Source organism: Spongorhabdus nitratireducens (assembly GCA_947387575.1).
Taxonomy (GTDB): domain Bacteria; phylum Pseudomonadota; class Gammaproteobacteria; order Pseudomonadales; family Endozoicomonadaceae; genus CANDOC01.
The window spans coordinates 318,941-340,778 of the sequence record CANDOC010000002.1; the positions used below are offsets into that span (position 1 = coordinate 318,941).

At 50.4% G+C, this 21,838-nt stretch carries 18 protein-coding genes; 10 read left to right on the forward strand and 8 right to left on the reverse strand.

What is annotated here, in order from left to right:
* Window positions 1-71: 71 nt before the first annotated feature.
* Both ACYZZ0_RS06030 and lnt read left to right on the forward strand, forming a co-directional pair.
* A complete protein-coding gene (locus tag ACYZZ0_RS06030; RefSeq protein ID WP_461535694.1) occupies window positions 72-932 on the forward strand; it encodes an HlyC/CorC family transporter in 861 nt (286 codons plus the stop codon).
* Window positions 932-2,494, forward strand: a complete 1,563-nt coding sequence (gene lnt / locus ACYZZ0_RS06035; protein WP_461535695.1) for an apolipoprotein N-acyltransferase — start codon at window positions 932-934, stop codon at window positions 2,492-2,494. The genes ACYZZ0_RS06030 and lnt overlap by 1 nt, the downstream gene beginning before the upstream one ends.
* Here lnt and ACYZZ0_RS06040 read toward each other — a convergent pair.
* Window positions 2,439-3,200 carry a YdcF family protein gene (locus tag ACYZZ0_RS06040; protein ID WP_461535696.1) on the reverse strand — a complete coding sequence of 254 codons (762 nt, stop codon included), beginning with the start codon at window positions 3,198-3,200 and terminating at the stop codon, window positions 2,439-2,441. The genes lnt and ACYZZ0_RS06040 overlap by 56 nt on opposite strands.
* A gap of 303 nt (window positions 3,201-3,503) precedes the next feature.
* Between ACYZZ0_RS06040 and leuS the strand changes: the two genes are divergently transcribed.
* Window positions 3,504-6,104 carry a leucine--tRNA ligase gene (leuS, locus tag ACYZZ0_RS06045; protein WP_461535809.1) on the forward strand — a complete coding sequence of 867 codons (2,601 nt, stop codon included), beginning with the start codon at window positions 3,504-3,506 and terminating at the stop codon, window positions 6,102-6,104.
* Between the two features lie 66 nt (window positions 6,105-6,170).
* On the opposite strand, the gene ACYZZ0_RS06050 is transcribed toward leuS, so the two are convergent.
* Window positions 6,171-6,539 (reverse strand): hypothetical protein, encoded by a 369-nt coding sequence (locus tag ACYZZ0_RS06050; protein WP_461535697.1) that lies wholly within the window; start codon window positions 6,537-6,539, stop codon window positions 6,171-6,173.
* Between the two features lie 166 nt (window positions 6,540-6,705).
* On the opposite strand from ACYZZ0_RS06050, the gene ACYZZ0_RS06055 reads away from it, so the two are divergent.
* The 3 genes from ACYZZ0_RS06055 (at window position 6,706) to holA (ending at window position 9,048) form a co-directional block, all read left to right on the forward strand.
* Window positions 6,706-7,254, forward strand: a complete 549-nt coding sequence (locus ACYZZ0_RS06055; protein ID WP_461535698.1) for an NUDIX domain-containing protein — start codon at window positions 6,706-6,708, stop codon at window positions 7,252-7,254.
* A gap of 133 nt (window positions 7,255-7,387) precedes the next feature.
* On the forward strand, window positions 7,388-7,993 hold the full coding sequence (locus tag ACYZZ0_RS06060; RefSeq protein ID WP_461535699.1) for an LPS-assembly lipoprotein LptE: 606 nt from the start codon (window positions 7,388-7,390) through the stop codon (window positions 7,991-7,993).
* Window positions 7,990-9,048: a DNA polymerase III subunit delta gene (gene holA / locus ACYZZ0_RS06065; RefSeq protein WP_461535700.1), complete on the forward strand. Its 1,059-nt coding sequence runs from the start codon at window positions 7,990-7,992 to the stop codon at window positions 9,046-9,048. The genes ACYZZ0_RS06060 and holA overlap by 4 nt, the downstream gene beginning before the upstream one ends.
* A gap of 39 nt (window positions 9,049-9,087) precedes the next feature.
* Here the strand turns inward: holA and ACYZZ0_RS06070 are convergent, their stop codons facing one another.
* The 5 genes from ACYZZ0_RS06070 to ACYZZ0_RS06090 form a co-directional block, all read right to left on the reverse strand.
* Window positions 9,088-11,328 (reverse strand): hypothetical protein, encoded by a 2,241-nt coding sequence (locus ACYZZ0_RS06070; RefSeq protein WP_461535701.1) that lies wholly within the window; start codon window positions 11,326-11,328, stop codon window positions 9,088-9,090.
* A 143-nt stretch (window positions 11,329-11,471) separates the two neighbouring features.
* Entirely contained in the window at window positions 11,472-13,286 is a 1,815-nt protein-coding gene (locus ACYZZ0_RS06075) for an AMP-dependent synthetase/ligase (protein WP_461535702.1), read from the reverse strand.
* A gap of 294 nt (window positions 13,287-13,580) precedes the next feature.
* Window positions 13,581-13,937: a hypothetical protein gene (locus ACYZZ0_RS06080; protein ID WP_461535703.1), complete on the reverse strand. Its 357-nt coding sequence runs from the start codon at window positions 13,935-13,937 to the stop codon at window positions 13,581-13,583.
* A 110-nt stretch (window positions 13,938-14,047) separates the two neighbouring features.
* Window positions 14,048-15,667: a DNA ligase LigA-related protein gene (locus ACYZZ0_RS06085; protein ID WP_461535704.1), complete on the reverse strand. Its 1,620-nt coding sequence runs from the start codon at window positions 15,665-15,667 to the stop codon at window positions 14,048-14,050.
* A 277-nt stretch (window positions 15,668-15,944) separates the two neighbouring features.
* A complete protein-coding gene (locus ACYZZ0_RS06090) occupies window positions 15,945-16,418 on the reverse strand; it encodes an Lrp/AsnC family transcriptional regulator (protein WP_461535705.1) in 474 nt (157 codons plus the stop codon).
* Between the two features lie 309 nt (window positions 16,419-16,727).
* On the opposite strand from ACYZZ0_RS06090, the gene ACYZZ0_RS06095 reads away from it, so the two are divergent.
* The gene (locus ACYZZ0_RS06095) at window positions 16,728-18,104 is read left to right on the forward strand and encodes a sodium-dependent transporter (RefSeq protein WP_461535706.1); all 1,377 of its coding nucleotides are present in this window, start codon (window positions 16,728-16,730) and stop codon (window positions 18,102-18,104) included.
* 124 nt (window positions 18,105-18,228) lie between these two features.
* Window positions 18,229-19,560 (forward strand): sodium-dependent transporter, encoded by a 1,332-nt coding sequence (locus tag ACYZZ0_RS06100; RefSeq protein ID WP_461535707.1) that lies wholly within the window; start codon window positions 18,229-18,231, stop codon window positions 19,558-19,560.
* A 3-nt stretch (window positions 19,561-19,563) separates the two neighbouring features.
* Here ACYZZ0_RS06100 and ACYZZ0_RS06105 read toward each other — a convergent pair whose 3' ends face one another.
* Window positions 19,564-20,250, reverse strand: a complete 687-nt coding sequence (locus ACYZZ0_RS06105) for an HAD family hydrolase (RefSeq protein WP_461535708.1) — start codon at window positions 20,248-20,250, stop codon at window positions 19,564-19,566.
* Window positions 20,251-20,307: 57 nt separating this feature from the next.
* Between ACYZZ0_RS06105 and phnP the strand changes: the two genes are divergently transcribed.
* On the forward strand, window positions 20,308-21,069 hold the full coding sequence (gene phnP, locus ACYZZ0_RS06110; RefSeq protein ID WP_461535709.1) for a phosphonate metabolism protein PhnP: 762 nt from the start codon (window positions 20,308-20,310) through the stop codon (window positions 21,067-21,069).
* A 90-nt stretch (window positions 21,070-21,159) separates the two neighbouring features.
* The gene (locus ACYZZ0_RS06115; RefSeq protein ID WP_461535710.1) at window positions 21,160-21,801 is read left to right on the forward strand and encodes a helix-turn-helix transcriptional regulator; all 642 of its coding nucleotides are present in this window, start codon (window positions 21,160-21,162) and stop codon (window positions 21,799-21,801) included.
* Window positions 21,802-21,838: the final 37 nt, after the last annotated feature.

Sequence of the window (21,838 nt, forward strand, 5' to 3'; positions counted from 1 at the left end):
TGCTGACCGCGATCCATTAAGATGGCAAGATGTTCTGGCGGTAGCATTTTCACTGTAAAAAGTAGAGGACCATGAACGAAGACCATTCGAGTGCCAAGTCCGGCTGGCTGGACAAACTGAGTCACTTTTTCTCGAACGACCCGAAAGATAAAAACGAACTGCTTGACTCGATGCGGGAAGCTGCATCGCGCAATGTACTTGAAGCAGAAGCACTGGACATTATTGAAGGTGCGATTCAGGTTGCAGATATGCAGGTCAGGGAAATCATGGTTCCTCGCTCCAAAATGGTCTGTGTTGATGTCGACCAGCAACCGGAAGATTTTCTACCCAAAGTTATCGAGTCTGCCCACTCCCGGTTTCCCGTTATCGGTGACAACAAGGATGAAGTACAGGGCATTCTGCTGGCGAAGGATCTGCTGCCACTGATGCTGACCCAGAGCCGGAACCCGGTTAGCAGCAAGAGTGCGCTGAAATTCAATATCAAGGATCACCTGCGTCCAGCCACCTTTGTTCCCGAGAGCAAGCGGCTGAATGTGCTGTTGAATGACTTTCGTCGTAACCGTAACCATATGGCCATTGTTATTGATGAATATGGCGGTGTGGCGGGCCTGGTTACGATCGAGGACGTACTGGAGCAGATCGTCGGCGATATCGAGGACGAGCACGATCTTGAAGAAGAATCCTGGATCAAGCCGCTCGACGAGCATGAGTTTGTAGTCAAGGCACTCACGCCGATCGAGGATTTTAACGAACACTTCCAGTCCGACTTCAGCGATGAAGAGTTCGATACTATCGGCGGCATCGTAATGCAGCGGTTTGGGCATCTGCCCAAGCGTAGTGAGTCAGTATCAATCGGAGAGTTGCGCTTTCAGGTGCTGAATGCGGATAATCGACGGATTCGTCTATTAAAAGTCAGCTCTCATACCGCCTGATGTTACTGAAAAATAAACTGAACCTGCAGCCGGGCGATCTTCTCGCCCCGGTTGCCGGACTGCTGATGCCGCTGGCATTCAGCCCTTTCGATTACTGGCCTCTGGCCCTGATCTGCCCGGCACTGCTCTTTCTTGTTTGCCTGGATATTCCCGTAAAGACCGTTGTAAGGCGTGCCGCCCTGTTTGGTCTTGGCCTGTATAGTGCTGGCGTATCCTGGGTTTATGTCAGTATTCATGTTTATGGCATGACCCCACCCTGGCTGGCCGTCATACTGACAGCCCTGTTTGTACTGACCCTGACAGCCTGTTTTATTATTCCTCCGTTATTGCTGTTCGGACTGATTAACCGAAAGCACTCACTTCCTTACTGGCATCAGGCGTTAATTTTCAGTGGCCTGTGGATACTGGCTGAGTGGAGCCGCAGCTGGCTGTTTACCGGCTTCCCCTGGCTGCAAAGCGGCTATGCCCTACTCGATACTCCTTTTCAGTCACTGGCTCCGGTTATCGGTGTTTATGGTCTGAGTTTACTGCTGTTGCTGGTCGGAACACTTGTCATTTCATTACTGAAAACCCGGGCATCCAGCCAAAATAATAAACCGGCGCTGGCACTGCTGGTCGGCATGGGTATTTGTGGTGCGTTAGCCATTCCTTTAAACAGCCATAGCTGGACACAACCGGAAGGAAAGCCCGTTTCATTTGCTGCAGTTCAAGGCAATATTTCCCAGAACCTGAAATGGGAACCCGGTCATTTTGATCAGACGGTGAAAACATTTCTGAAACTCAGTGAGCCTTACTGGGGGAAGCAGTTACTGATCTGGCCTGAAAATGCATTGCCAGTATTGCACAGCCGTATTACTGATTTACTGGCTGCACTGGATCGTCGGGCACAGCAGAGAAACACTGCTCTGTTTCTCGGTCTGCCCTATGACCGCTACGACCAGAACGGACACGGCAGCTATTACAATGCCATGATCGGGCTGGGTGAAGGCGAAGGGTTATATCTCAAACGCAAGCTGGTGCCTTTTGGAGAATACGTTCCAATGCAGGATCTGCTGCGGGGTGTGATCGACTTTTTCAACCTGCCCATGTCAAATTTCAGAAAAGGGCCGGAGCAGTCATCGCTGTTACAGGCAGGTTCATTGGGCCTGACAACTTATATCTGTTACGAAGTGGCTTATCCGGATTTTGCTGCTGAAGCTGCAAAAAACAGTGGTGCCTTGCTTACCGTCAGTAATGACACCTGGTTTGGCGATTCTATCGGTCCGCAACAGCATCTGCAGCTGGCACGTATGCGTGCGCTGGAAACCGGTCGCCCCATGATCAGGGCAACCAATGATGGTATTACGGCACTCATTGACCGGGATGGCAAAGTACTGAAAACCACCCCCAGATTTGAAAAGAATGTATTAACCGGTGATATCCAGCCAGTGAAGGGCGAAACCCCTTTTATGCGCTTTGGCTCCATACCAGTGCTGTTATTGAGCATCCTGTTGGTACTTTCCGGGCTTATAGCATCTCGCTTTTCAGGCGATACCACAGCAAGCCGACATACTCGTGCATAACATCGTAGCTATGGCTCAGTGACTTCGCATTGGGCAGCCACTGTCGATAGCCCGGGCAAGGCCAGCTACAGCTGACAGGCATCAGTGGAGCCGGATAGACTTCAAATCCGGCCTGCTGAAAGCTGAGCACGGCCCGGGTCATATGAAAGGCATTGGTCACCAGCACTATTTTCTTGATCCCGGCATCCACCAGCATATCGTGGGTAAATTTGGCATTTTCCCAGGTAGTGCGACTGTTGTTTTCTTTCCAGGAAACGGCGGTATCAAAGTCCTGTGCCAGAATCTCCGCCATCACATCCGCTTCCTTCACTTTCTGTCCCGCTGTTGCTCCACCACCAGAAGTCACCAGAGGTAAGCCCAACATGTGCTGGAGCCGGGCTGCATAATGAACCCGCTTCAAGGCACGCGGGGATAGTGTTGCATGCTGAACACCGGCATCATCTGTCCCGACTTCAACACCACTGCCCACGACCACAATGGCCTGTGCCTGTTTCATTTCTTCCGGTGTCGCAACTTCATACTGTTCAAGGCTACGCATCAGTCTGTCAGAGACAGCAGGAACAGAGAGCAGGTACAGGCTGGTAAACGAAAGAAACACCAGAACAAGCGATACCGTGCGATACCGGCCATAAGCCAGTAATGCAATAAGCAACAGAAGGATCTGAATACCCGGAGGGAAAACCAGGGACTTAAGTATTGTAATCATGGGCCACCATCGTCGAAGTCATCCTTGAATTCCGGACTGAATCCGCGAACAGTTCCTGTTTCGCCAGCCCCGGTCATATGCTCTGATCAGGTTAATGGTAACGTTAAGAGTAATAAAGCTTCGCCCCGTTAGACTGTAATTTATCCACAGTGTTCCCGATCCCGTATCAATCACTGTACAACACTACCATCTCCCACTTAAATGTACTTGTTCAATGGGGTATCCTTCGCGGTTACGATTACAAATCCCGATCTGCCGCCCGGCTTTCTGCCACCTGCGGCACTCACCTGCATGTTGAGAATGATGGAAGAGCATTACCACCCGCACCGGATTGAGGAAGACACCCAGAAATTCTGGGAAACCAACGACAGCTTCGCCGTCACCGAAGAGGAAGGGAAAGAGAAGTATTACTGCCTCTCCATGTTCCCATACCCCAGTGGCCGACTGCATATGGGGCATGTCCGCAACTACACCATCGGTGATGTTGTATCCCGTTACCAGCGTATGCAGGGCAAAAACGTACTGCAACCCATGGGCTGGGACGCCTTCGGTCTGCCCGCTGAAAATGCCGCGATCAAGAACAAGACCGCACCGGCACCCTGGACTTACGACAACATTGAATACATGAAAGCCCAGCTCAAGCGTCTGGGCTTCGGCTATGACTGGAACCGCGAGCTGGCCACCTGCAAGCCGGATTACTACAAGTGGGAACAGTGGTTCTTCACCAAACTGTACGAAAAGGGTCTTGTCTACAAGAAGATGAGCTCTGTTAACTGGTGTCCGAACGATGCCACCGTACTGGCCAACGAACAGGTTGAAGACGGTCGCTGCTGGCGTTGTGACACACTGGTCGAGCGTAAAGAACTCCCACAGTGGTTTGTGAAGATCACCGCCTACGCCGACGAACTGCTGGCAGATCTGGATCAGCTGGACGAATGGCCGGAACAGGTCAAGGCCATGCAACGCAACTGGATTGGCCGTTCCGAAGGCATCCAGATGAACTTCAAGCTGGCAACTCCAGTTGAAGGCGCAGCAGATAACTTCGATATCTACACCACCCGCCCGGATACCCTGATGGGTGTGACCTACGTGGGTCTGGCTGCCGAGCATCCGATTGCTCTGGCGGCGGCTGCCAACAATCCGGAACTGGCTGACTTCATCAAATCCTGCAAGCAGAACACCGTTTCCGAAGCCGATATGGCGACCATGGAAAAGAAAGGTGTGGATACTGGTCTGAAAGCCATTCACCCGATTACCGGTCGTGAAGTACCGGTCTGGGTCGCCAACTTTGTGCTGATGGAATACGGCTCCGGTGCAGTGATGGCAGTTCCGGGTCACGATCAGCGTGATTGGGAATTTGCGACCAAGTATGGCCTGAACATCGAGCAGGTTATCGAGCCGGTCAAGGCAGATGCTGACTGCGATATCAAGGTCATGGCTTACACCGAAAAGGGCAAGCTGGTTAATTCCGGTGAGTTCGATGGTCTGACCTCAGAAGCAGCTTTTGAAGCCATTGCCAGCAAGCTGGAATCCGAAGGCAAGGGTGAGCGCAAGGTTAACTACCGCCTGCGCGACTGGGGTGTATCCCGTCAGCGTTACTGGGGTTCTCCGATCCCGATGCGCTACCTGGAAGACGGTACCGAAGTACCTGTACCACTGGAAGACCTGCCGGTTCGTCTGCCGGAAGATGTAGAAATGGACGGTGTTCAGTCTCCGATCAAGGCTGATCCGGAGTGGGCCAAAACCACTCACAACGGCCAGCCTGCAACCCGTGAAACCGACACCTTCGATACCTTTATGGAATCCAGCTGGTACTACGCCCGCTACTGCAGCCCGCAGAGCGACGACCAGATGCTGGACCCGACTGCTGCCAACTACTGGCTGCCGGTTGACCAGTATATCGGTGGTATCGAGCACGCGGTTATGCACCTGCTGTACTCCCGCTTCTTCCACAAGCTGCTGCGCGACGCCGGTCTGGTAGACAGTGACGAGCCGTTCAAGCGTCTGCTGTGTCAGGGCATGGTACTGGCTGACACTTTCTACACGCTGGATGAAAAAGGTGTGAAGCAATGGGTGGCACCAAAAGAAGTCAAAGCCGAGCGCGATGACAAGGGTCGTCTGATCAGTGCCGTACATGCTGAAACCGGTGCCAGGGTTGAGCATGCGGGCATGAGCAAGATGTCCAAGTCCAAGAACAATGGTATCGATCCGCAGGAACTGATCGACCAGTACGGTGCTGACACTGTACGTCTGTATGCCATGTTCGCTGCGCCGCCGGAACAGACTCTGGAGTGGTCCGAGTCCGGTGTTGAAGGTGCTCACCGCTTCCTGCGTCGTTACTGGAAGATGCTGACTGATCTGGTTAACAACGGCGAAGCCATTGAACTGGACAAGAATGCGCTGACCAAAGAACAGAAAGCGCTGCGCCTGAAAACTCACGAAACTATTCGCAAGGTCAGCGATGACTGTGAACGTCGCCTGACTTTCAACACCGCGATTGCTGCAGTGATGGAACTGTGCAACGCCATCGGCAAACACAAGGGAGATGAAGCCCAGGATCGCGCCGTTGTGCGTGAAGCGCTGGAAGCTGTCACCCTGCTGCTGTCACCGATTGTTCCACATATTGCTCACAAGGCATGGGAACTGCTGGGTCACAATGATGCTGTCCTGACGGCTCTGTGGCCACAGGTTGATGAGTCTGCACTGGTTAAAGACGCTATCACTCTGGTCGTTCAAGTGAACGGCAAAGTACGCGCCAAGCTGGAAGCTCCGGCTGATGCCAGCAAGGATGAGCTGGAGCAAATGGCTCTGGTTCACCCGAACGTGACCAAGTTCACCGATGGTAAAACCCTGCGCAAAGTAATTGTCGTACCGGGCAAGCTGGTGAATATTGTTGCCAACTGATTTCTGTATCAGCTGACATCAGACAAAAAAACAAAATGGGAATGAGATAATCTCATTCCCGTTTTTTTATGCGCTGATACCTTCAACGACAGGTGCCGGCTCTTTATCCGGCTTTTGCTCCCGGTGTTTTTCCAGCTCTTTGCCGGCTTTATCGAGAACATCCTTGCCCCACTCTTTTGCTGCTTCGGCACTTTTTTCTACCGCTTCTGCAGCTTTTTTACCTTTTTCCAGCGCCCAGTCCTTGCCCTCATTTTCTGCCCATTCCTTGGCTTTTTCTGTTTTTTCCTTGGCCCACTGACCGGACTTGTTGGCAAGATCACCCGCCTGTTCTTTCAGCTCATCCCATGTCACATTGCCTTCGGCTTGAGCTGCAGGGGCAAGCACAACAGCGACTACAGCAAGGCAAGAGAGAATTTTACGGAGGGAAAATTTCATAAACACAGCTATCGTCTTTTGTCACTTTTATCGAAACCCGACCATATCATAGCTTTCCATATCATATGAAAGGAGCCGATTTACCAGCCGCAAACGCTAACGGGTATGCCACACTAATAATTAGCTGTAATAGTTTTTTATTTCTCAAGGCAAACGGATCTCCGCTATGGCTGATAATGAACAGCGTGGCCCATGGAAGCGGCTTAACAGTAGAATTGCATATGAAAACCCGTGGATTCAGGTACGACATGAAGAAGTGATAACTCCGGGAGGCACTGAAGGGATTTACGGTGTTGTCAGCATGAAAGGAAGAGCTGTCGGCATTATTCCTCTGGACGAGCAAAACAATACCTGGCTGGTTCGGCAGTTTCGCTACACCATCAACGAGCCTACCTGGGAAATTCCCAAAGGGTCTGCAGAGCCAAAGGAAAGTCGAAAGCAGGGTGCGATAAGGGAGTTGAAAGAGGAAACCGGTCTTGTTGCCGGTCAACTACAAACCCTGATGCATATCCATACATCCATTTCCTGTACTGACGAAGCAACTGAGATCTTTATCGCTCGTAATTTAGGGCTGGGAAAACCGGAACCGGATGACACCGAAGATATCACAGTTCATAAATTACCACTTAAGCAGGCAATTCAAATGGCGCTGTCCGGAGAAATTACAGACTCAATTTCTATTGCAGCTTTGTTAAAACTATCCTCGCTGATATAAAAAGTAACTCATAACATCAACCCATAAACTCCCGAATGACACGATAGCCGGCAAGAACCATTTCTGTTTTGCCAAAATCGGGCGTTATAATGGTTCGATACTTTACATGGACTCAACCTGACGTAGCCCCAATATGAATATGAACAGGCCGACGTACCTGCGCGCCCTGGCCGGCAAGCGCTTTTTTTCAGGAATTACAGTGATGTTGCTGACTGCATTGATGGTCGGCTGTGGCTTCCAGTTACGTGGACAGGTCAATGTCCCCGAGCATCTGAAGCGACTCCAGGTTGAGATTGCTGATCGGGATTTCCGCACTCCATTTGAGCGCCAACTGATTCTGACAGGTATTGAAGTCAGTCCTGCTGCCCGTTACAGCATTCGCGTTCTGAAGCGGAAGCAGGAATCCGAGATCCAGAGCTTTGGTGGCAGTGACAGAGCTTCTGAATATCTGCTGACAACCCGGATCCGTTACCAACTGGAAACCCAGGACGGCATTCCGCTGTTTGGCCCGTACGAGCTGCAGCAGACTCGCCGCTACCTGCGTGACCCGAACAATTACACCAGCAGCAAATCTGAAGAAACACTGCTGTTTGAAGAGCTGGATCGGGAAGTGATTGCTACCATGATTCGCCGTATCTCAGCTATTTCTGAATCAGACCTGGCTGAAGCCGAGAAAGTTGCTGAAGAGCTTCGTGAAAAGCAGAAACAAGAGCAGCAATCCGCTGCCGGTGATGCATGATCCTGAAGCCTGAAAAGCTTGAAGAACACCTGCGAGGTAAACTGCAGCCAGTTTACCTCGTTTCCGGTGATGAGCCACTGCTGGTTCAGGAATGCTGTGACCAGATCCGGCAGGCAGCCCGCCAGCAGGGATATGATGAGCGCCAGCTGTTGCAGGTTGAACAGGGCTTCGACTGGAGCCGATTGCAGGATGCCAATAACAGCCTGTCACTGTTCAGTCAGCAGCAATTGATTGAACTGCGTCTCGACAATCTCAAGCTGGGAGAAGGGGGTAAAGTCCTCGAATCCTGTCTGCAAAACCCGTCTCCCGATAATCTGTTGCTGATTATTGCTCCTCGTATTGATGGCGCAACCAAGAAAAGTCGCTGGTTTAAAGCCGTAGATAAGGACGGTGTTCATATCGCACTTTGGCCGGTGGAGTTAAGCCGTTTACCTGGCTGGATTGGCAATCGAATGAAAGCTGCAGGTCTGCGGCCTACTCCTGAAGCCGTCAAGATGCTGTCGGAACGGGTTGAAGGTAACCTGCTGGCGGCCAGTCAGGAAATCGAGAAACTGCGCCTGCTGTCTGAAAATGGTGAAGTGAGCGTCGAACTGATTCAGGAAGCCATCAGTAACAGTGCCCGCTACGATGTTTTCAGCTTGGTTGATGCAGTGGTTTCCAGCAATGCAGCGCTTAGTGTACGCGTACTTAACGGACTGCGTTCTGAAGGTGTGGAGCCCACCATTGTACTTTGGGCCCTTGCCCGTGAACTGCGAATGCTCAGTCAGCTGGCACGCCTGCTGGGTCAGAATATTAAACTGGATGCCGCTCTGGAGCAGGTCGCGAAACTGCAGAAGCTGCCTCCGTTCCCTCTGAAAAAGCGCAAAAACCAGTTACGTGACGCCATCTACCGCACTTCTGAACATACCCTGCGGGATCTCATTTCCCGTGCAGCCCGTATTGATAATGTGCTGAAAGGTGCCGAGCCCGGTGATCCGTGGAGTCTGATACTTGGGCTTGTAATGAGCCTGTGTGGAGTCCACCTGCCTGAAGAACCCCACCTGGTAAATTTCTGAGCGTACCGTTCCCTGCCCTTGTCCCAGTCCCTGAAAAACTCAGGGACTGACCAGAATCGCCCCTTCATATCCGGAAAGCTCAATAGAATTAATCACCGGCCCCAGCGTGCCATCAGGCAAAACTCTGCGATAGGGTTGAGGCAGAGGAATTGCTCCGGATGAAGTTTCAAAAAAAGCTGCACTATTACCCAGAAAGTCGGTGCGGTATAGCACCAGACCTTTGGTATAGTTTCTGGCCAATACAGCATCTGCCGGACCACCCGTTACGACCTCTTCCGGGCTGCGCTGAAGAAAGTAGATATAAGATGGGATGACGTTTACTTGCTGACCCGGCAAACTCGGGCCACTCAGAACCGAATCACCGCTGTCACCGATAATATGGTAATTCGTCACACCCCGAATCGGCATCATATAAGACATCAACTCGTAGTCTGACGGAGCAACCTGCAGCGGTTTACCAATATCAATACTGAGCATGGCCGATGGTTGATAGGCCATATTCCTAGGTACTCCAGCTTTGAAGTAGTTTGCACTGGATGTATTACCACTGCCGTAGATAAAGCTTTGATTCCATTGCTGGAACCAGGTCCAGCCCGGCACATTAATCAGGTAAAACTGTGCCAGCCCGGTTTCGATATCACGCTCCCAACTGTCCTGCGTATTCCCGAAAAGCTGTACGTTTGTTTTCTGCCGAATGGCAGACATGATAATCGACTGTCGCCCGGCATGAGCCAGTGCAAAAGTATCCCAGAGCCGGTTGATTCCGGTATAACCTGATAGTCCCATAGCCGGCAGCAGATAGGCTTCTCGCAGAAACACATTCAGCGCGGTTATAAACAGGTGATATTCTTCATCTTCATAGACATTAATATCCGAGATATTACCTGCAACATCGACGGGCTGACCATCAATCTTGCGACGTTGCAACTGACGTAACAGCTTTGCCATTGCACGGGTATAAGCGGTAATTGTCTCGTCGTCCTGAACCCGACCGTCATACTCAATCAGCGAACCACCGGACACAACTTCAAATTGACGGGGCCCCAGTAACTTGAACATGTCATCGTTATAAGCACCTTGCCAATTGCGTTGCTCCCAGCCTTCTATCAACAGATCAACCGTTTCTGTTCTGACCTGCCTGTTGAACAGGTTGGTGCGACACCATGAAGAGTGACTGCCCCACATTCGACCTAACGGCACAACCCTTGCCTCATACGGAAAACGGGCGGTTGCGTGAGGATTCTGCAATCTCTCAAACTCTTCATCATCCACATAATAATTTTTATCAGGGTCATTAACCGGATCCCAACCCGGCACCTTGCGCAGATGTTTGCCAGCTCCGTTCAACCCGATACGTGGCAACCAGCTACGCAGCTGAACATTGGCCAGCCTGGGAGGTATATCCACCGCGCCGGCTTTCCAAACCACTTTGATCAGATAGAACTTTCCCCCTTCACGAATTGCCCGCTTGCCAAAGTCGGACCCTGTACGGGAAGAGGGGTGATAGGTTGCGGCCCTCGCCCAGTCAGCAGGTGGTTCCCAACGAATATTGCCGCTATAACTTAGCCCTTCAGTACCATCACTGACGGGCACCGACTTCCACCCCGAAGCCAGTCCTGCACTTGTGACCGAAGACGGATAAAGCACCTCAATCTGACCTCCCGTTGCAGGTTGAGACAGGGTCAGATTCAGCTGGTCAAACTTTTCCGTCATAAAGATAACCAGCCCGCCCTCACTTTCGTATCCGTCCCAGGCAGGCAGGTCATAAGGGGCTTTATGCCAGATCAGTTTCCCGCCACTATTGGTTCCTGCAGGCCACCAGCCAGCAACAGGTGGAACCTGATTTAATGCGGTTTTTGAGCCACTATAGGGATCATTTTCCACCAGAACGGTATCTTCAGAAAAGTGCAGGAAGGCATCTTCATAATCCATTCCATTGCTTTCCATTCGGTCTCGTAATTCGAGCTCATACCGACCGCTGTTGAATTCCAGCTTCTGGTTATACATGTAACCAATAACAGGAATTGGAATATCCCGCTCAGGGTCGTAGCCATCACCTAACGACCTGTCAGCATGCTTTAACTCCCACTGAAAAACAGATTCACCATCAGGAAAGTCCGCCCGTGTACTCGGGTCTGTCGGTGCCTCATGGATACCCGGAAGCACCCAGGCAGTGCCGGCACTGGGATAAACCTGACCGGAATTGCCGTCTGTAGCAGCAATAGCAGAAGAAGAGAGAAGAGAAGAAAAAAGGAAGTAACATCCAAATAGCCGAGGCATACGCTGCGTCCCTGCAGGTCTGTTATCGGGTGTTTTCAGTCAGCCTATCGGCTGCCCCTTAACAGAATGTATGCTTTTTAGGTCGGGAGTACAAAACGGTTCCTTGCAGGTACCGCAGAAAAGGTACTCCCGAACAGGATGTGTTAGTCCTGTGCCTTTTTTACATGCTTGGTATACATAGCTTCAATCTCGGCCTTGTATCGGGCCATGATGTTTTTGCGACGTAGCTTCAACGTCGGTGTCAATTCCCCTTTATCGATAGAGAACTCACGGGGTAGCAAAGTAAACTTCTTCACCTGCTCGAATCGCGCCAGCTGTTCCTGCAACTGCTGAATGCGTTCCTCGAACATTTCATTAACCTTGCTGTGTCGCACCAGGTCCATTTTGGACTCATATTTCAGGTTGATGCTTTTAGCGTAATGTTCCAACGACTCAAAGGTCGGAACGATCAAGGCAGAAACATACTTGCGGGCATCAGCAACAATGGCAATCTGCTCGATAAAACGATCCTGCCCCAGCAAACTTTCAATAACCTGCGGCGCAATATATTTGCCACCAGATGTCTTCATCAGATCTTTCAGACGTTCGGTCATCTGCAACCGGCCCTGTTCATCGATCTCACCGGCATCACCGGTATGGAGCCAGCCATCACGCAGCACTTCGGCGGTTTCTTCCGGTTTATTGAAATAGCCCCGCATAACGGTTGGGCCTTTCACCAGAATCTCGTTGTCCGTGCCGATTTTTACCTCAACGCCGGGCATCGCTGTACCGACAGAGCCCATTTTGAATTGCTGACTCTGGCAGCAGGTGACCGTTGCCGTTGTTTCCGTCAGACCATAGCCGTATTTCACATGGATGCCGATGGCGTGAAAGAACAGATTTACTTCATCCATCAACCGTGCGCCGCCACAGGGCATGTAACGAATTTTGCCACCCAGAGCCAGACGCAGTTTTCCAAGCACTACTTTCTCCGCCGTTTTATGCAGCTGCTTCACCCACCAGGGAACAGAATTGCCAGTGCGGATATAGGAAAAGTTTTTATTTCCGATCTTGAGCGCAGTATTAAACATTAACTGCTTGAACTTTGGCGCTTGCTGCACCTTTTCCATGATGGCTGCATGCACTTTTTCATAAAAGCGCGGCACGGCACACATTACAGTCGGTTTTACTTCACCGATAACATCGCCAACATTGGCCGGATTACGGGTGTATACATTAACTGCGCCGCGATACAGCACATAAAAGCTCCAGGCTCTCTCAAAGATATGGCTCAGGGGCAAAAAGCAGAGAGATACATCAGTTTCCCCCAGGTCGATAACTTCGTTATGAGACTCCATGGCGGCACCGATATTGGTATAGTCCAGCATCACGCCTTTGGGTGTGCCGGTAGTGCCCGAGGTGTAGATCAGGGTCAGTAGGTCATCCATCCGAGCCTGTTCAATCCGGGTCTGGAGCAGTGCTTCCATTTCAGCACTGTCACCTTCTTCCACAAAGTTTTCCAGATAGCAGGCCTGCTCACAGCCTTTCAAGTCAGTGCTGCTATCCAGCACCACCAGTCTTTCCAGAGTCGGGCAACGCTCCAGCAGCGGCAGCGCTCTGTCGTATTCAGCTTGCTCCCCGACAAATAACAGACGCACCCCGGCATCCTGGATAATGTATTCAGTCTGGGCTGTGGTAGATGTGGGATAAACCGGAACCGTCACCCCACGGGTAAACAGAGTGCCCAAATCTGCCAGCGTCCACTCAGGCATATTGCGGGAATAAATCGCGGTTTTGTCTTGTGGCTGCAGGCCAAACTTCAGCAGCGACCGGGCAATTGCCCCCACTTTGCTTCCAACAGTTTCCCAGTCGAGGCTGGTCCATTCATTCCCCTGCTTCCAGCGCATGGCTTCACGGTGGGCATTGTTGGAAATGCGTTCACACATCAGGCGAACAATATGGAATTTCGAATCGGTCATGACAGGAATGAATTATTCTGAAAAAGGCGATTATTCTGGCACAGGACAGACAGGGGCTGCAGAGCTGCAAATCCCGCAACCATTGCGGGTTTCACTGTACAGCACTGAACTACAGCCTGAAGCAGAAAATGCTCATCAACTTTGGAACGACCTTTCAATCAACCTTTCAGTCAACAAGGGAACAACAAAGTTGTGAGCATTTTCATCGCTAACAGCTATCAGCTGTGAAAGAGGTTATAGACTCACGGTGACATCCGCACCGCATTGATTGTTTTGTTCCGGGGCAAGCCTCTATCAGGCGACTTCCAGTCCCGGCAGGTTTTCCCAGCGATCGTGTTCTTCGGGTTGGAGTAATTCATGCAGCTCGCGACTCAGCTCGTTTTTTTCCGGTGCTGAATCGGGCTTGTGTACCAACACACCCAGCCTGTGGAGCTCATCAGTCAATAGCTGAAAAACTTCACGCCATTCACCGCCCGCCATCTCCAGATGATGAAAGTTTCCGGTGCCGGAACGAATATCGAATCCAGCACGAATGCCTTCTTCCGGATGCTCGGGATCAGTGACAAAGGTCATATCGAGTTCAGCCGCAAATACATCATCAAGGTGGCTGAATATTCTGCAATTAACAGGATCGAGTATTTTTTGGGACATATTCACAACTCCCGGCGCCATAATCAGCGCTGATAGGCACATCTACAGGCGATTACATACTGCGCCCTCATCATACCAAGAAGGAGGTGAATTACCGAATTTTTTACGTTTTACAGGCGTTTAAGCAGCAGCCTGACTTCGGGCAAAGTGAGCCAATGCTTTACCCCTCGGGCAACCCCGGCGTTTAACCCGGCAAGCTTGAGATCATCGATAGATGCCTGCTGCAGTTGTTCCCAACTTTTCACTTTTTGAGCCAGCTGCTTTGCCTTCATCCATCCGATTCCGGGTATTCCCGCTATAAGCAAACGACGATCAAAAGATAGTTCGGAACTTGCCTTGATCTGGCCTGCCAATACAGAGGCTCTGGCTTTCGTAATTGCAGGCAGAGACTCAAGCACTTCTGTATCAAGCAGCATAATGTGATGCAGCTGCCTGATTTCGCCTTGCTGTACCAGCAACTGCAGCTGTTTCTCTCCCAATCCTGAAAGTTTCATCTGGCGGGTTATCCACAGCAATCTGGCTGTAAACTGTTGCTCACAGTCTGTGGATAAGGTCATACAGGAAAATGCATCATACTTTTTCAGTTTGTCCACAGAGGCAAATCGCTTACGCTCAGGGGGTCGCCACAGTACATTCAACAGTACCGGGTTGGCCTGCCCCTTGAAGCTGATACTGACCAGGTCGCCTGCTGCCAAATCTCGTTGCTGTAGCGCTTTTATACTTCCCACTGAAACCCGGCTAACTTCAATATCGTCAAACCTGACCGGTTCCAGCTCCAGTACAAAAGCAGCCCTGCCACTGCGTCCAATTCGCCATGAGACAGCTCTGACAGTTGTTACTTTTTCTGCCGCAGGAAATTTCCACGCAGCGGCCCAGCCAGGTATCTGCAGGGAACCTTTTAAACGATTAATGGAAGCGTGACTTGCGGCCTTCAGAACTATCCCATCCATCAAGAATGGATGTTCAGAACCCTGTTGATATGTCTGCCGTAGTGAATTCACTTCAGCCATATTGTTGGCAATATGAGTATGTTGTTTTGGCAGGGAGAACCCCCAAGTACTGAAAGTTTCATTATCATCCAGCAGACTTTTGTGGATACTGTTTGTCCAATACCATGGAAAGAAGTTCAGCTGTGCCAGTGCTTTTTCAGCCACACTATCTTTCTGCAGCAGCGCGGCTGTGTAATGTCTGGCGGATGCATACCCTTCCGGCTTGCTGTTTTGATTACCGGTATGCCAGAAGAGCTCACCATGAATGATTGCTCGGGTTTTGAAAGGTATACGGGCAGGAATTGCTGGTACTGACTTTATTCTGGCAAGGACATCTTCTCCGGTTTCGCCATCACCCCGGGTTGTCGCTGCAACCAGATAGCTATCCACATAAACCAGTTCGAGAGCCACACCATCTATTTTGGGCTGTACCAGAAGCGTGTCTCCAATACCACGAACACGCTTTACAAAAGCCGCTGCCTCGGACTCTGACTGCAGCTTCCTTAAACTTCCCATATACACAGCGTGCTGCTGGCGGTGACCCAATACCGGTGGCTGCAGAATATTGTCATAGGTTTGATGCAAGCAGTCCTGCAGACGTTTCAACTCTTGCTCAAGTGCATCATATTCAGCATCACTGATAATGGTGTCAGCCTGAACATAATAACGGTAATTATGTTCTCGCAGGGTCTGCTCCAGCGAATGGATTCGCTGTTCAATCCTGTCCTCACAATGGCTCACCGAGCTGTTGGCAACAGCGTTTACCGGAGCTAACAAGCAACAAAAAAACGGAAGAAATTTTAATCTGATCATGGTCAGCTTATCGGCCATTTTCAGATCAGAAAAAGTCGTGCCTAGGGGCTGTTGACAATTAAACATGTGACCAGTTCATCACACAAGCCCTCAGGTAAGGCGAGCGGCGCGGGGCATGGTGGTTCCATGTTCAAGCCGTTCAACGTGGCATGAGGGCTTGTGTGATGAACCCGAAGGGTTCCCCATGTTTAATTGTCAACAGCCCCTAGCGCAAATGATGCAGCGGAATACCATTTCGTTTTACCGGCTGACTTAAAACAAAGCTGGAATGAACCCCGCTGACACCTGGAATAGCTGTCAGTTTTTTCAGCAAAAAATCCTGATAGTTCTTCATATCAGAAACCAGCACTTTCAACATATAGTCTGCTGACTGTCCGGTAATCAGATTACATTCCAGCACTTCTGGATATCCTTCCACCGCAGTTTCAAACGTCTCAAAGCGATCCGGTATATGTTTGTCCATACTGATATGAATAAGAACCAGTAATTTCAGCCCCAACAGATCCGGATCAAGCAGCACCGCTCTACCTGCGATAACCCCCTGCTCTTCAAGCTGCTTCACTCTTCTCAGGCAGGGTGACGGCGTCAAACCGATTCTGTCTGCCAGTTCCTGATTATTGATATATGCGTCTTTCTGGAGCTCTTCGAGTATCCGTATATCGTATCGATCAAGGGGCATGATATTTACTGCTAAAAAAAACGTCCTACTTGGTAGATTATTGTTTAGCTTGTGAGTTCCCCCCAATCAATTCGCAATCATCTGCTGCGCTTAATTCCATATAATTTTTATACTGACAAACAGCCATCATCAGAAATACGGCCCATCCTGACAAGGGATCCGAAGAAGGCTGTATTTTCATGATAAACAGTCATGATCAAAACATGTTACAAAAACAAGAGCACAGAAGATCAGGGCAATTAAGTTCTGTACCTGATACACAAGGCTGATGTTAAGAGAGGACTTCCCAACTCAGGATCAGGTGATCAAGTGACGACACAAGAATCGAGTTCTAACAATAAGGCGGCTCCCTCGACCCAGTTCTCATCGAGACTTGGTTTTTTTCTGGCAGCTGTAGGTTCTGCTGTCGGTATTGGCAATATATGGGGCTTTCCAACCCAGACTGCTGATAACGGTGGTGCGGCCTTTGTGCTGGTGTATCTGTGCTTTTCTTTCCTGCTGGCCTGGCCGATGCTGATTGCAGAGCTGGTCATTGGTCGCTATGGCCGCTCAGACCCGGTTTCAACACTGGGCATGATTAACCCAAACCCGCTCCTGAAATGGTTCGGCATGTTTGTCGGGTGGTCTTCAACCATTACCGTCATTCTGATTTACAGTTTCTATGCCATCATTGCCGGCTGGATTATCTGTTTTGGCCTGGCTCCGGTCTTCTCAATGCTTGAGCTGGATGATATTGCCAAGTCACTGACCTCATTCAGTATTGTTCCCACTTTGATAACAGCCACGTTGTTTATGATGATGGTTGCTTCCATTGTCGCCGGAGGTATCGCAGAAGGTATTGAGAAGTGGTGTGGCCGTCTGATGCCAGCACTGATTCTGCTGATGCTGGGACTGATTGGTTTCACCCTGACTCAGGATGGTGCCATGGACGGATTACGCTATTTTCTGTTGCCGGACTTTAGCAAGATCCTGAACAAAGACCTGCTGGTCAGTGCCATGGGGCAATCTTTCTTCTCCATGTCGCTGGGTGTCGGCATTATGGTTGTTTATGGTGCCTACCTGACCAATAACAGCAACGTTCCCTTACTGGCAGCCAGTGTTGCCCTGACGGACACACTGGTGGCAATCATGGCCGGATTGTTGATCATCCCCGGAATGTTTGTTGCCCTGCACCACGGCATCGACATCTATACCGAGGAAGGTGTACTGAAAAGTGCAGACACACTGGTATTTGATGTGTTACCAGCACTTTTCAACCAGCTAGGATCCACCGGCGTAGTGGTATCTCTGGCATTTTTTGCCTTGCTTGCAATCACTGCTCTGACGTCTGCGATATCTATTCTTGAGGTACCTGTCGCGGTGATGCAGCGCCGGCATCTGGTCCATCGCCCCCAGGGGGCCTGGTTGATAACAGTACTCACATTTATCCTGTGTTTCTGCATGCTGCGCTGGTTCGATGTGTTGTTTGGCTTCATTGTCAGCCTGACCACCCAATATGCCATGCCCCTGCTGAGTCTTGCCGTCTGTATTTTTGCCGGATGGATATGGTCAAGACATCACAAGCTGAGAGAACTGCAGCAGGGATATCCTGATATTGAGCACAGTCTATTCTGGAAAATATGGCCCTGGTATATCCGGATTGTCTGCCCTTCACTGGTGCTGGTTCTGATCTGGTATACCTTCTGATGATGGCAGTGGAATAGCACAAGTACGGCTTGTGCTATTTTGTTGTTAATCATTGAACAAAGGTAAAACAGTGGCGGAACAGGTTTCTCTCAAAAGACCAACAACATCCGGTTCAGACTCAACTGTGCAGTTTTCGTCTCGAATCGGCTTTTTCCTTGCCGCTGTTGGTTCCGCCGTTGGTGTTGGCAATATCTGGGGATTCCCTACTCAGGCAGCTGATAACGGTGGTGGTGCGTTTGTGCTGGCCTATCTGCTGTTTTCATTTCTGCTGGCATGGCCCATGCTGACGGCAGAATTACTGGTTGGCCGTTATGGCCGTTCCGATCCGGTAGAAACGCTATCCAAACTGTCTTCATCTCCGATTCACCGGATTCTGGGTCAGGTAACAGGCTGGGCCTCGACCCTGACCGTTATCCTGATTTACAGCTTCTACAGCATTATTGCCGGCTGGATTCTCTGCTTTGGCCTCGCGCCCGTTGCTCTGCTTCTGGGTTTCGAACAATTCAGTCAAACACTGATGTCTTTTCAGACGGTTCCGACCCTGACAGCAACGGCATGCTTCATGTTTATGACGACCCAGGTTGTTTCCGGAGGCGTCGCAGATGGTATTGAAAAATGGTGCAGCCGCTTAATGCCGTTACTTGTGCTGCTGATGCTGGCACTGATTGGGTTCACGCTGTCACAGCCCGGTGCAATAGAGGGTCTGAAATACTTCCTGATGCCGGATTTCAGCAAACTATTTGATCACCAGTTACTGATCCATGCCCTGGGGCAATCATTCTTTTCCATGTCTCTTGGCGTTGGCGTAATGCTGGTTTATGGCGCATATCTCAGCCGAAACAGCAATGTACCACTGCTGGCAGCCGGCGTTGCCCTGACTGATACGCTGGTAGCAATACTGGCTGGTCTGTTAATTATTCCCGGGATGTTTGTGGCGCTGCATCACGGGATTGAAATCCATACCCCGGAAGGCGCCCTTAAAAGTGCGGACACGTTGGTCTTTGATGTTTTGCCGGCTCTGTTTATCCAGTTTGGTCATTTTGGTGCACTGATTTCTGTCGCATTTTTTGCCTTGCTTGCAATCACCGCTCTGACATCATCCGTTTCAATGCTGGAAGTCCCCGTCGCCATTATTCAACGCCGGCACTGGGCTCTCAGACCCCAGAGTTCATGGCTGGTATCTATCGCAGCCTTTGCCATCAGCGTCTGCATTGTTCTCTGGCATGAACCGTTATTTGCTCTGATCGTCGGCGCAACAACCCGTTACGCCATGCCACTACTCAGCCTTTCCGTTTGCCTGTTCACCGGCTGGGTCTGGTCGCGCCATCATAAACTGCAGGAACTTCAGCAGGGTTGCCCGAATATAGGCAGCAGCTGGTTCTGGAAAATATGGCCCTGGTATATTCGAATTGTCTGTCCCGTGCTGATACTGCTGCTGATTCTATTTACCTTCTAGCCCCTAGTGATCAAGCAATGGAATGATTTCATGAAGGGAGTCACACACCGCCAGTGAGTTAACCGCAACTTCAGGTGTCACCGGCAATAATTTATCAGGTACGACAATAGTATGACACCCGGCAGCAATCGCTGCTGCTGCACCGGTATTGGTATCTTCTACAGCAACCGTATTCTCAGGCAGTAGATCCAGCTGCTGACAGGCCAACAGATAGCCTTCCGGATTTGGCTTGGCACAGGTGACATCATTACCCGAGACGATCACTTCAAAGTGTTGTAGCCAGTCGCTACCGGCAAAGTTGGCTTCGATAGTCTCCGGTCTTGAAGAGGTGACCAAAGCCAGCCGGAATTTTTCTCTCAAAGCATATTCCAGCAGTGCTAACGCACCATCTCGAAAAGGAACGCCCTCGCACTTCAGATCTGCTTCAATAACAGCCATGCGGGCAAGGTAAGGGGCCGGATCAAACCCATCTCCTGCCAGCGCTGTCAGTATTTCGACACACTCTTCAAACCGTTGTCCGATAAAACGGCTGTAGGCTTTGTCATCCAACTGGATGCCGAATTCAGCTGCAGTCATCTGCCAGGCGTCTTTATGAATGCGTTCGCTGTCAAACAGCGTGCCATCCATATCCAGCAACAGCGCTTTTACTGAAGAGAGAGAGGATTTGTTGTTACTGATAATCTGTGTCATGCCTGACGTATTTTGGTTAGAGTGAATATCTTGTTGAAACCGGATACACATTACCAGATGAGTGCTGTGCCAGATATAGAGATGACCCTGACCGGCACGGCGGCAGCCGGTGGTGTTCCGTTATATGGCTGTGACTGTCCGGCTTGCCTGCGCGCAGTCAGGAACCCTGCTTACCGTCGCCGGGCCACCAGTGCCAAAGTGAAAACAAAGAGCGAGACACTGTGTATCGACTGCGGCTTGATGAACCTTGCGGAGCATTATCCACCGGGTTCACTGGATGCAATACTGCTGACCCATTTCCATGTCGATCACGTTCAGGGACTGTTCGAGCTGCGCTGGGGCAAAGGGCAAAAGATACCGGTTTATTGCCCGAATGATCCTGCCGGCTGCGCTGATCTGCTGAAACATTCCGGTATTCTGGATTTTCGCCCAATACAACCTTTCGAACCTCTGCTTCTGAAGTCATGCACTGTAACGCCATTGCTGCTAATGCATTCACGTCCCTGCCATGGCTATCTAATTGAACGGAGAGGCTACCGGATTGCCTATCTGACTGACACTGTTGGTTTACCTGATGAAACCTTGTTGTGGCTGACCCAACATACACCAGATATGATGATTCTGGACTGCAGTCACCCACCATCCGAAAATAAACCTCGAAATCATAATGATCTGTCTATCGCCACAGAGATCCACCAGCAATTAGGCATCAAGCACACGATACTTACACATATCAGCCATGATATGGATAACTGGCTGATAGCCGGCGGCCAATTGGCTGAGGGTATCGAATTGGGCCATGATGGGATGACATTGTGAACAGTCCCTAAGGTGAAATAACCCTGACTTCACAATAAATGTTTTGACCGCTAGCATGGGCTGCAATTATCAAAGTCAGTTTCCATCGCGATGAACAGTTTCACGGAGCAAGGCACTGCAGCCTACCTTGCCAGACATTATGGCCCGATAGCAGATGGCATAACCTTGCTGTTTGGTGACCACGTTGAAGTCATCATTCATGACCTGGCAAGTCAGAGTATTGCCTATATATCCAACAATATTTCCAAACGAAAGGTAGGTGATCCAGCCCTGCTGGATGACGTCGACTTTGATGATTCGGAAAGGGTAATCGGCCCCTATCAGAAGCGTAACTGGGATGGTCGCAATATCTGTTCGGCCAGCGTGGTTCTTCGAAGCGATGACAACGCCCCCACTGGCATGATGTGTATTAATATGAGTACTGCCCACGTTGATGCTGCCATGGAAGCTTTAAGCCTGCTGTTGCCCGCCAGTAGCAAGCTGATACCTCAGCCCCAAAAGCTGTTTCATGATGACTGGCAGGAGAAGATCAACAGCTACATCCATTACTGGCTTGGAAACAAAAATCTTGTACTGGCGACATTAAACCGAACCGACAAGCGGCAGCTGGTTGAAGCTTTGTTCAATGAAGGGGCATTTAATGGCAAAGGTGCAGCGGAATATATTGCCAATGTCATCGGCATTGGCCGGGCGACCATATTTAACTATCTGCGTGAACTGAAGAACAGATAAACCAATATCCCCAGTGTAACTCTCATACCCCGAGCCA

Coding starts and splice junctions, on each gene's coding strand:
- ACYZZ0_RS06030 (WP_461535694.1), top strand. CDS start 72: ATGAACGAAGACCATTCGAGTGCCAAGTCCGGCTGGCTGGACAAACTG.
- lnt (WP_461535695.1), top strand. CDS start 932: ATGTTACTGAAAAATAAACTGAACCTGCAGCCGGGCGATCTTCTCGCC.
- ACYZZ0_RS06040 (WP_461535696.1), bottom strand. CDS start 3,200: ATGATTACAATACTTAAGTCCCTGGTTTTCCCTCCGGGTATTCAGATC.
- leuS (WP_461535809.1), top strand. CDS start 3,504: ATGGAAGAGCATTACCACCCGCACCGGATTGAGGAAGACACCCAGAAA.
- ACYZZ0_RS06050 (WP_461535697.1), bottom strand. CDS start 6,539: ATGAAATTTTCCCTCCGTAAAATTCTCTCTTGCCTTGCTGTAGTCGCT.
- ACYZZ0_RS06055 (WP_461535698.1), top strand. CDS start 6,706: ATGGCTGATAATGAACAGCGTGGCCCATGGAAGCGGCTTAACAGTAGA.
- ACYZZ0_RS06060 (WP_461535699.1), top strand. CDS start 7,388: ATGAATATGAACAGGCCGACGTACCTGCGCGCCCTGGCCGGCAAGCGC.
- holA (WP_461535700.1), top strand. CDS start 7,990: ATGATCCTGAAGCCTGAAAAGCTTGAAGAACACCTGCGAGGTAAACTG.
- ACYZZ0_RS06070 (WP_461535701.1), bottom strand. CDS start 11,328: ATGCCTCGGCTATTTGGATGTTACTTCCTTTTTTCTTCTCTTCTCTCT.
- ACYZZ0_RS06075 (WP_461535702.1), bottom strand. CDS start 13,286: ATGACCGATTCGAAATTCCATATTGTTCGCCTGATGTGTGAACGCATT.
- ACYZZ0_RS06080 (WP_461535703.1), bottom strand. CDS start 13,937: ATGTCCCAAAAAATACTCGATCCTGTTAATTGCAGAATATTCAGCCAC.
- ACYZZ0_RS06090 (WP_461535705.1), bottom strand. CDS start 16,418: ATGCCCCTTGATCGATACGATATACGGATACTCGAAGAGCTCCAGAAA.
- ACYZZ0_RS06105 (WP_461535708.1), bottom strand. CDS start 20,250: ATGACACAGATTATCAGTAACAACAAATCCTCTCTCTCTTCAGTAAAA.
- phnP (WP_461535709.1), top strand. CDS start 20,308: ATGAGTGCTGTGCCAGATATAGAGATGACCCTGACCGGCACGGCGGCA.
- ACYZZ0_RS06115 (WP_461535710.1), top strand. CDS start 21,160: ATGAACAGTTTCACGGAGCAAGGCACTGCAGCCTACCTTGCCAGACAT.